The sequence below is a fragment of the Deltaproteobacteria bacterium genome, assembly GCA_016210005.1.
Classification (GTDB): Bacteria; Desulfobacterota; Binatia; order HRBIN30; family JACQVA1; genus JACQVA1.
In genome coordinates this window covers 1-6,853 of record JACQVA010000094.1, presented here as the reverse complement: position 1 = coordinate 6,853, position 6,853 = coordinate 1, and the positions used below count along the sequence as shown (strand labels likewise).

Below are 6,853 nucleotides of genomic sequence, written 5' to 3'. Positions count from 1 at the left end.
CAGGCACCAAGGCTCTCTGGATCGGGCTGCCACGCATGGACGACATCGCCGAGTTCTTCAAAGTCTTTGCCAAGCTTGCTGAAGGACCCTAACATCTCACGTCACCGTGTCCAGCGAACACTTCTCGGGCAGGATCAGCTCGCCTGGAGGGACACGCGGGCCGACTGGCCATTGTCGCACTTGACGGTGCCGCTGCCGCTCGCCGTGGAGTAGCCCGCCGACCACCCTGCGAGGGAGTACTTCATCGTGCACTTCGTCGAACCGCCCCACGCCGGTTGAGCCAGCGCGAAAAGGGACACCATCATCGCCACACTCGCTACCCCGCCGATCCAGACTGGTTTCATTTGTCTTGCCTCCTTCATGACGCTTCCCCGCACCGGGTGCAATCGCCGGCGCTGCGTAGCGCGCGCCTTTATCTCTCCCACTTGTCGGCCCACGTCGACCTTGGAGATCTCAGGTTTGGCGTCAGCGCGCGCGTATTACTCGGTTCCTGATCGGCGCGCACCCTGGAGCTCAACGCCGGTTCAGGCTGTCTCGCCGACCGACCAGTCTCTTGCTGTCCCCATCCGCGGGCCTGGTAGGCAGCGAGTTTTTCCTGGATGTATTGCGGACTCCCAACAATAGCTGCGCTGTTGTCCGGCCATCTGATGCGCGGCTGCTGATTCATCCCGCTTGCACCCTGCCCACCTGGCCGGTCTGGGCCTGCTTTCTCGCTGTGACGATCGAACAACCGCGCAACGGACTCACCGATCCGCTGCCACCGCTTCGTGCTTGCTGCCATTGTTATGATCCTCACCCTCTGTCAGGTTGCGCTCGCCGGAGCGCGGGGCTCCGGCACGGCCCAATTGGGCCGCCATCACGCCGCCGGCGCTGCCGTGTCGTGACCGCTTCTGACGTAGTTGGCGCTGGTCTCTCCGGTTGACGAGATATTCTGCGCTCCCGTCTGTGTCAGGATCTCCTCCGCGCGTTTCGCCCAGTCTGGACTGTCCGCATGCACGGAGAGGAGGATGGCGCCCTCTTTTACCTGGACCTCATAGCGCTTGGCCTCGTGCTCCGGAATCCCCAGGCCGATCAGCGCGCCCGTTATCCCACCGACTGCACCGCCCACGCCCATCCCCGCCAGGGCCGCCATGAGCGGACCGGCGGCGATAAAGGGACCCACACCCGGTATCGCCAGAGTGCCGATACCCACCAACCATCCGAGTGTACCGCCCAGCACCGCACCCGTTCCGGCGCCTGCGGCAGCACCCTCTGGAGCCCTGGTCCCTTTGTCGTGGGCGAACGCTTTGGAGCCTGCTTTTTCCGGAAAGAGTACGGAAATATCCTTGTTCCGAAATCCGGCCACCTTCAAGACGTCGACGGCTTTCTCCACGCTGGCGTAATCGGGGTAAATACCCAACACTGCTGTCTGTTTTCCGGCCATGGTGTACGCTCCTTTCAATTAGGATAATGGTGGTCCTCAATGGCGCGTACCACAAGCTCGCAGTACTACGCGCGTGGTTCTACGCGCGGGGGCTTACGCCCTCACGCCTCCGCAGTGTTGCCGACCGGCGAAGGATCTTGCGGGTGCGCTGATTGCCCCCAGGTTGCCGAGCCCACTCGCGCGGCGTCACTGCCGGGGCACGATGAAGGGATCGACGGAGGTCGTCGTCTCGCTCGGAGGTCCCAGCACCCCAAGGAACGTTCCCAAGTACGAGGCGAACGCGCAGCTCCCAAGATGGAAACGTCGCGGTGCGCGCAAGTCCATGCTGAGCACATCCGCCGACCCCAGGCGCACCGCTCGCAGTGTCACCTGTCCCGCTAGTGGCTGCGGAGCCTCCTCACTTCCGAGCGTATACCCTACCATTTCGGCACGGTCGCCCTGTCGAGGGTCTACGATCGCCCACACCACCAGTTCCGGGTCAGCGACGAATCCCAGATAGACCTCTTTGTTCGAAGCTGATGCCTGCTCCGCGTGCTCAACACTCAGCGCCGCTTGCGAGGCGAGACTGCTCCAGATAACCACGACGTCGGTCGCGCACACCTCGCCCTCACCACCGAACGCAACACCCCGGTAGACGCAGAATGTGGCTGCCGGCATGTCGCTATCGAAGTGATACGGACAGCGTGCCGGAGCGCTGTCGGCACGGTCACTCTGCGGCTCCGCCATCGCGGCGGCCACGACTCCGCCCAGTCTCGCCAGCCGTGCTGGCGCCCGTTCCCCGGCGAGAACGGCTGCCTGAGCGGAACTCGTGGTGAGCGCAACCGCCGCAAGGATTAGGAGTCTGATCACTGCGAAACCCAACTGCTAGCCGGTTTCTCGTATCCCTCATCCCTACCGACAGGCGCTACCGAGGTTGCGCCACTCGCCGTCCTCGCAGCGGAAGGTGACGCCGGCCTTGCAGATGGTGGACTCCGTCGCGACGGTCGCGCCATTGTACAGGCACGTCAGCGTCAGCCTGGCGGGCACGATCTCGGCCCCGCCGTCGGCACCACCCGCGCAGGCGAGGGCGAGGTTTCTCCATGCTCCGTCGTTGCATCGATGTTCCGTCCCCGATTGGCAGCTGGCGGAACCAGGGGAATAGGAGTTACCATCGAATTGACAGCCTTTGGCGGCTGCGATCGGATTCTCAGCACACGCGGTTCCCCATCCCTTCCACTGTCCGTCGTCACACCGATACTGGGTGCCCGATTGGCAGGCCGTTGAACCGTGTGAGTAGGTGGCGTCCTTGTACCGGCAGCCGTTCTGGCCAAACAGCGACGAGAAAGGGCGAGGACGAAGGTCACACCCGGCAATGAAGAGGGCGCTCACGGCGAGGAGCGCAGCCATTCTTTCAACCATTTGATTCTCCTTTTCTGTCCATCCGACCAGGCGGTTCCGAGCGCGGCTTGCTGAAACCACCGAGACGCGAGTCGCTGCAGCCGCCACAACCTTCTTCTTATACAGGCACGCAGCGACGCCGTAAGCTCGGAGTACTACGTGCGTGGTTCTACGCGTGGCCTCACGCCCTCTCACCGACGGAAGACCTGCAAGCCCCCGCACGAACCGAACTGGACAGCAGCTGGGGCTCTCCCGCGATTTCAAATACTCGATGAGATCGCTTCTTCTGACTCGCGCAGTAACCCCGCTCGGCGCCTTCCCGGCAACGCGAGGGTGCAAAGACGACGTGTGCGTACAATCACGCGCGTAGTATTGCGATCTTACGGCGCTGCCGCACAGGTCGTATAAGCACACATGGCTAAGTTCAAAACGCTCAGTGTGTTGATTCTCGCGGCGACGGTGCTGTCGGGCTGTTCCCGCCACGCAACTCACCTACGGCAGGAGACCACGACGACCACCACCATTACGTGCCCAGGTGGGACGCAGCTTCAGAGTGATGGGATGTGCCGGTGAGCAACGGCGCCGGCAAAGGCAGGACAAAAGGGAGATCGGCCATGAAATCTATGATTCATCCTGATGAGAGTAGTACGGCCACATCGATCGGGGCGTGCCTTCTCGGCGCCGCCCTGGCGATCTTCGTCTTCGCGGCGTGTGCGGCGAAGCGCGAAACGATCGTTTCCTCGACGCGCACAGTCACCGTCGACCAGGGCAAGCCCGCGCCTCCGCGGGTGGTCGATACACCCATGGTCGATATATCCATTGTCGACTTGGGCGAGGAGCCCACGGCCGATCCGCGAACGGAGAAGGTGGTCGGAACGATCATCAACCAGGGCGAACGGCCGGTGAGCAAGATCTCGATCCGCATCGAGTTGCTCGACGATGCCGGCAATCTAGTGAACAGCGTCACAACGCCGCCGCTCGCCCAGACAATCGCTGCGCGTGGCGGGCGCGCGACCTTCGAAGCTTCCGTTCCGCGAAACCCGGCCGTCACGAGGTACCACGCAGTGGCGATCGCGCAATAGGCCCGGGCCCGCCCGCGACGCCCCGCAGCTTCGGTGAAGTCGGTGCAAGGCCCCTAAACCAGAGCGACGGAGGTGACCGCAAGCCGATGAGAGGAGGGGCGCAATGCACTGAGATCAGATCGAACGTAAGTGGATGGAACCTATGACTCTCGCGGCTCCGGTGGCGGGGCTCACCGGTGACGGAAATGAAGTCAGCGGTGGCGGCCAGACTGGGTGATCGCACAACCAAACCGTCTCGAGTGCGTCTCGAGATCAGACCGGTAAGGAGGTACGTATGAAACGGTTTACTTCGACTTTCTCGCTCGCATTGGCGCTCGGCCTGCTGGGGAGCGTGGCGGTCAGCTTGGCCGCTGACACGTCAACCACCACTACGACCGAGAAGACGACAACTTACACAGGCGTGGTCTCAGAGATCAACCCGAGCAGCTCGACGATCATTCTCAAGTCCGAAAAGGCTCCGGCTCCGGTGACCTACACCTTCACCAAGGAGACCGTCTTCGTGGATGCGCAGGGGAAGGTCGTTTCGAGTGAGACGATCCGAAACTCCCCGGTGACCGTCGAATACAGCAAGGAAGGCGATCGAACGATCGTCCGCCGTGTCGTCGTGACTCAGCCCTCGGGAGCGACCCACACGGAGGAGATCACCACGCACACGGAGGAGAAGCGTTAGGGGAAAGGCCTGGGCGCACCCGAGCAGGGACACGGGGTTGGGCGTAGCGGCCCTTGCCGGCCACGTATCCCAGATGACATCGGTCCCCAGGACGCCCATGATCGTCGACTCGACGACCATGCCCCCGAGGCCGACTACGAGACTCATCAAGCCGAACGCCAAGAATGGCTGTTCATCTCGGGGCTCATCGGTACCGGCATGCTCGGCGTGCCGGTGCCGGCGAGTGCGTGCGCCTACACCATTGCCGAAGCCCGCGCGTGACCCGGGTCGCTGGAAGATCTACCGAACGGTTCTAACTGTCCTCACCGTCGCGAGACTACGAGATGGTGGCGGCTTCGTCCTTTTTTCATAACGCGCCGGAACCCATTCACGCGCATCATGGTTGGCCGCTGAGGACGCGTTTCAGCGGGCGGGCGTTTCCCGCTTTGCCCTCCCAAGGTTCCCGCTCTCAGGGTGCCATCTCTCGGTGTGGGGTCACGTCGTCGAGGCGGAGCGCTGACGCCGTGTCGGATCAGCGCGCAGTTTGGTAGCCTCTCGGCTCGCAGTTGCGAAGAGCCGGGAGACCGCCAGCGCGTATTTGAAGGCCGCTGGGGTGCCCGTTCGCGGATGCGCGACACCGTCAGCTCCGGCCAAAACCGGCCAGTGAGGCTCCCGCAGCGACCAGACTCTTGCACCGGAAAGGTAACCTAGTGCCCTCTCACCAACGTGCACCACTCGCCAACGATATTGAGAAAGTTCCGCGCCGAGTGATCCACGCTTGTGACCTCGGTGATCCCGCCGTTCTCCTTCGCCGCGCGCACGCTCGCGTCGCCTCTCGCGATCAGGCCGAGGATGGAGTCCGCGCAGGCCTTTCCTTGCTTCGCGGTGCCGCGGGTCTCGGAGCCCTTCTCTCCGGTCGCTATGTCACCCCAGATGACCTCGGTTCCCAGAACGCCCTTGATCGGCGCTTCGACGATCATGCAACCGCCGAGGCCGACCACAAGAATCATCAAACCAAGTACCGAACGTGTTCTCATGGCTGCTCTCCTTTCGTTGGACTGCTTCGCGACGTCAGGGCATTCCCTGCGTCGCCATATGTGCGGCCGCGCAACGGTGAAATGGCGGTCTCCTTTCTGTCATCGGAACTCCCGTCAGATACCGATCCACGTCCATAGGCGGGCCAGTTTGTACAGGACGGCATGGCACCGCCGGAAGCTCGGAGTACTACGTGCGTGGTTCTACGCGCGTACTCCTACGTGTTCACACGCGAGGCTTGCAACAATGTGCGGACGGCAGCTCGACGGGCTCGTCGCTTCTCCAGTTGATCGAGCTGATTCACATCGTCGTCCGTGGCGCACTGTTGTGGGCTATCATGAGTCTGGGTACGGGGTCGGTCGGGCATCGGCGGAGTTATCCTTGCCGTTCGGCAGCCCCGCCGGGCCAGAATGGGGCGAACTGGAACCACTGGGTCGGGAAGGCCCGCACGGTGTCTTCGAAGAGGTGCACCACCTCCGCCATCACACGGTCGAGCGCCCGTGTCTCGCGCGGCACGCTGAATCGATCGCCGACGCGGATCGCGTAGTGACGTGTGCCCAGGCGTGGGGTGAACACCGGGATGAGCGGAGCCCCCGCGGCGCGGGCCAGAATGGACGGCCCTGACGGGAACGACGCCGGCGCGCCGAAGAAGGGCACCAGACGCGCGCCGACGGCTCCTAACGACCGGTCCAGTTGAGCGAGGAGAGTATCGATGTGTCGGAGTAGAGAGGACGATGCCGCCGATCCCCGATGGCCCATACCCGTACTGGTGATACATGATCCACGCCCTGCGGCGCAACGAGATCGTGGCCACTGCTCCAAGACGTTCTCAGGAGCTTTTGTTCTGAACGGACGCGGAAGCACCTGGCGACAACCGGGCAGCAAGCTCGCGTGCGGCCAGAGCCATGGCGAATCTCGTCGTGGCGCCGAACAACACGGCGGTCAACCGTGAACGGAGACCTCCGCCCAGAACGTACCCCACCCCGGCCGCTACTCCCAAGGTGGTATACGGTCGCTGCTCCACCTGTTCGGTGAGGTAGCGTTCCAAGTCATCGGCCGCCTCCTGCACGGCCGCGGCAAGCGCGTGCGCGTCATGGTGGATTTGTCGACCGTGGTCGCTAATGGAGCGGGGATCCTGGAGCGGCCGCTCGGTTCCGCCGGCCGCGCCGTTTCCCTTCGAATTCTCCGAATCACGCATGGCGCTCACCTCGTTCCACGAGAGACGAGGCGGGCGACCAGATAGCCGACGCCGACGGCGGCCAACACCGCCACGACCGGCCGTTGTTT

At 63.4% G+C, this 6,853-nt stretch carries 8 protein-coding genes; 2 read left to right on the top strand and 6 right to left on the bottom strand.

Features of this window, described 5'->3' with window-relative positions; genetic code table 11:
• Positions 1-134 precede the first annotated feature (134 nt).
• The 3 genes from HY699_09275 to HY699_09265 all read right to left on the bottom strand — a co-directional run bounded on the left by HY699_09275 (position 135) and on the right by HY699_09265 (position 2,149).
• Positions 135-344 carry a hypothetical protein gene (locus HY699_09275; protein MBI4515989.1) on the bottom strand — a complete coding sequence of 70 codons (210 nt, stop codon included), beginning with the start codon at positions 342-344 and terminating at the stop codon, positions 135-137.
• Positions 345-856: 512 nt separating this feature from the next.
• Positions 857-1,423 carry a DUF3341 domain-containing protein gene (locus HY699_09270; protein ID MBI4515988.1) on the bottom strand — a complete coding sequence of 189 codons (567 nt, stop codon included), beginning with the start codon at positions 1,421-1,423 and terminating at the stop codon, positions 857-859.
• A 186-nt stretch (positions 1,424-1,609) separates the two neighbouring features.
• Positions 1,610-2,149, bottom strand: a complete 540-nt coding sequence (locus HY699_09265; GenBank protein ID MBI4515987.1) for a hypothetical protein — start codon at positions 2,147-2,149, stop codon at positions 1,610-1,612.
• Positions 2,150-3,414: 1,265 nt separating this feature from the next.
• Between HY699_09265 and HY699_09260 the strand changes: the two genes are divergently transcribed.
• Together HY699_09260 and HY699_09255 are read left to right on the top strand one after the other, a co-directional pair.
• Complete coding sequence (locus HY699_09260; GenBank protein MBI4515986.1) at positions 3,415-3,882, top strand: hypothetical protein; 468 nt, start codon at positions 3,415-3,417, stop codon at positions 3,880-3,882.
• A gap of 274 nt (positions 3,883-4,156) precedes the next feature.
• Positions 4,157-4,552 (top strand): hypothetical protein, encoded by a 396-nt coding sequence (locus HY699_09255; protein ID MBI4515985.1) that lies wholly within the window; start codon positions 4,157-4,159, stop codon positions 4,550-4,552.
• 686 nt (positions 4,553-5,238) lie between these two features.
• On the opposite strand, the gene HY699_09250 is transcribed toward HY699_09255, so the two are convergent.
• From HY699_09250 to HY699_09240, 3 genes are all read right to left on the bottom strand, one after another.
• A complete protein-coding gene (locus tag HY699_09250) occupies positions 5,239-5,568 on the bottom strand; it encodes a hypothetical protein (GenBank protein MBI4515984.1) in 330 nt (109 codons plus the stop codon).
• 373 nt (positions 5,569-5,941) lie between these two features.
• A complete protein-coding gene (locus tag HY699_09245) occupies positions 5,942-6,223 on the bottom strand; it encodes a hypothetical protein (protein ID MBI4515983.1) in 282 nt (93 codons plus the stop codon).
• Between the two features lie 172 nt (positions 6,224-6,395).
• Positions 6,396-6,764, bottom strand: coding sequence for a hypothetical protein (locus HY699_09240; GenBank protein MBI4515982.1), 369 nt, complete (start codon positions 6,762-6,764; stop codon positions 6,396-6,398).
• Positions 6,765-6,853: the final 89 nt, after the last annotated feature.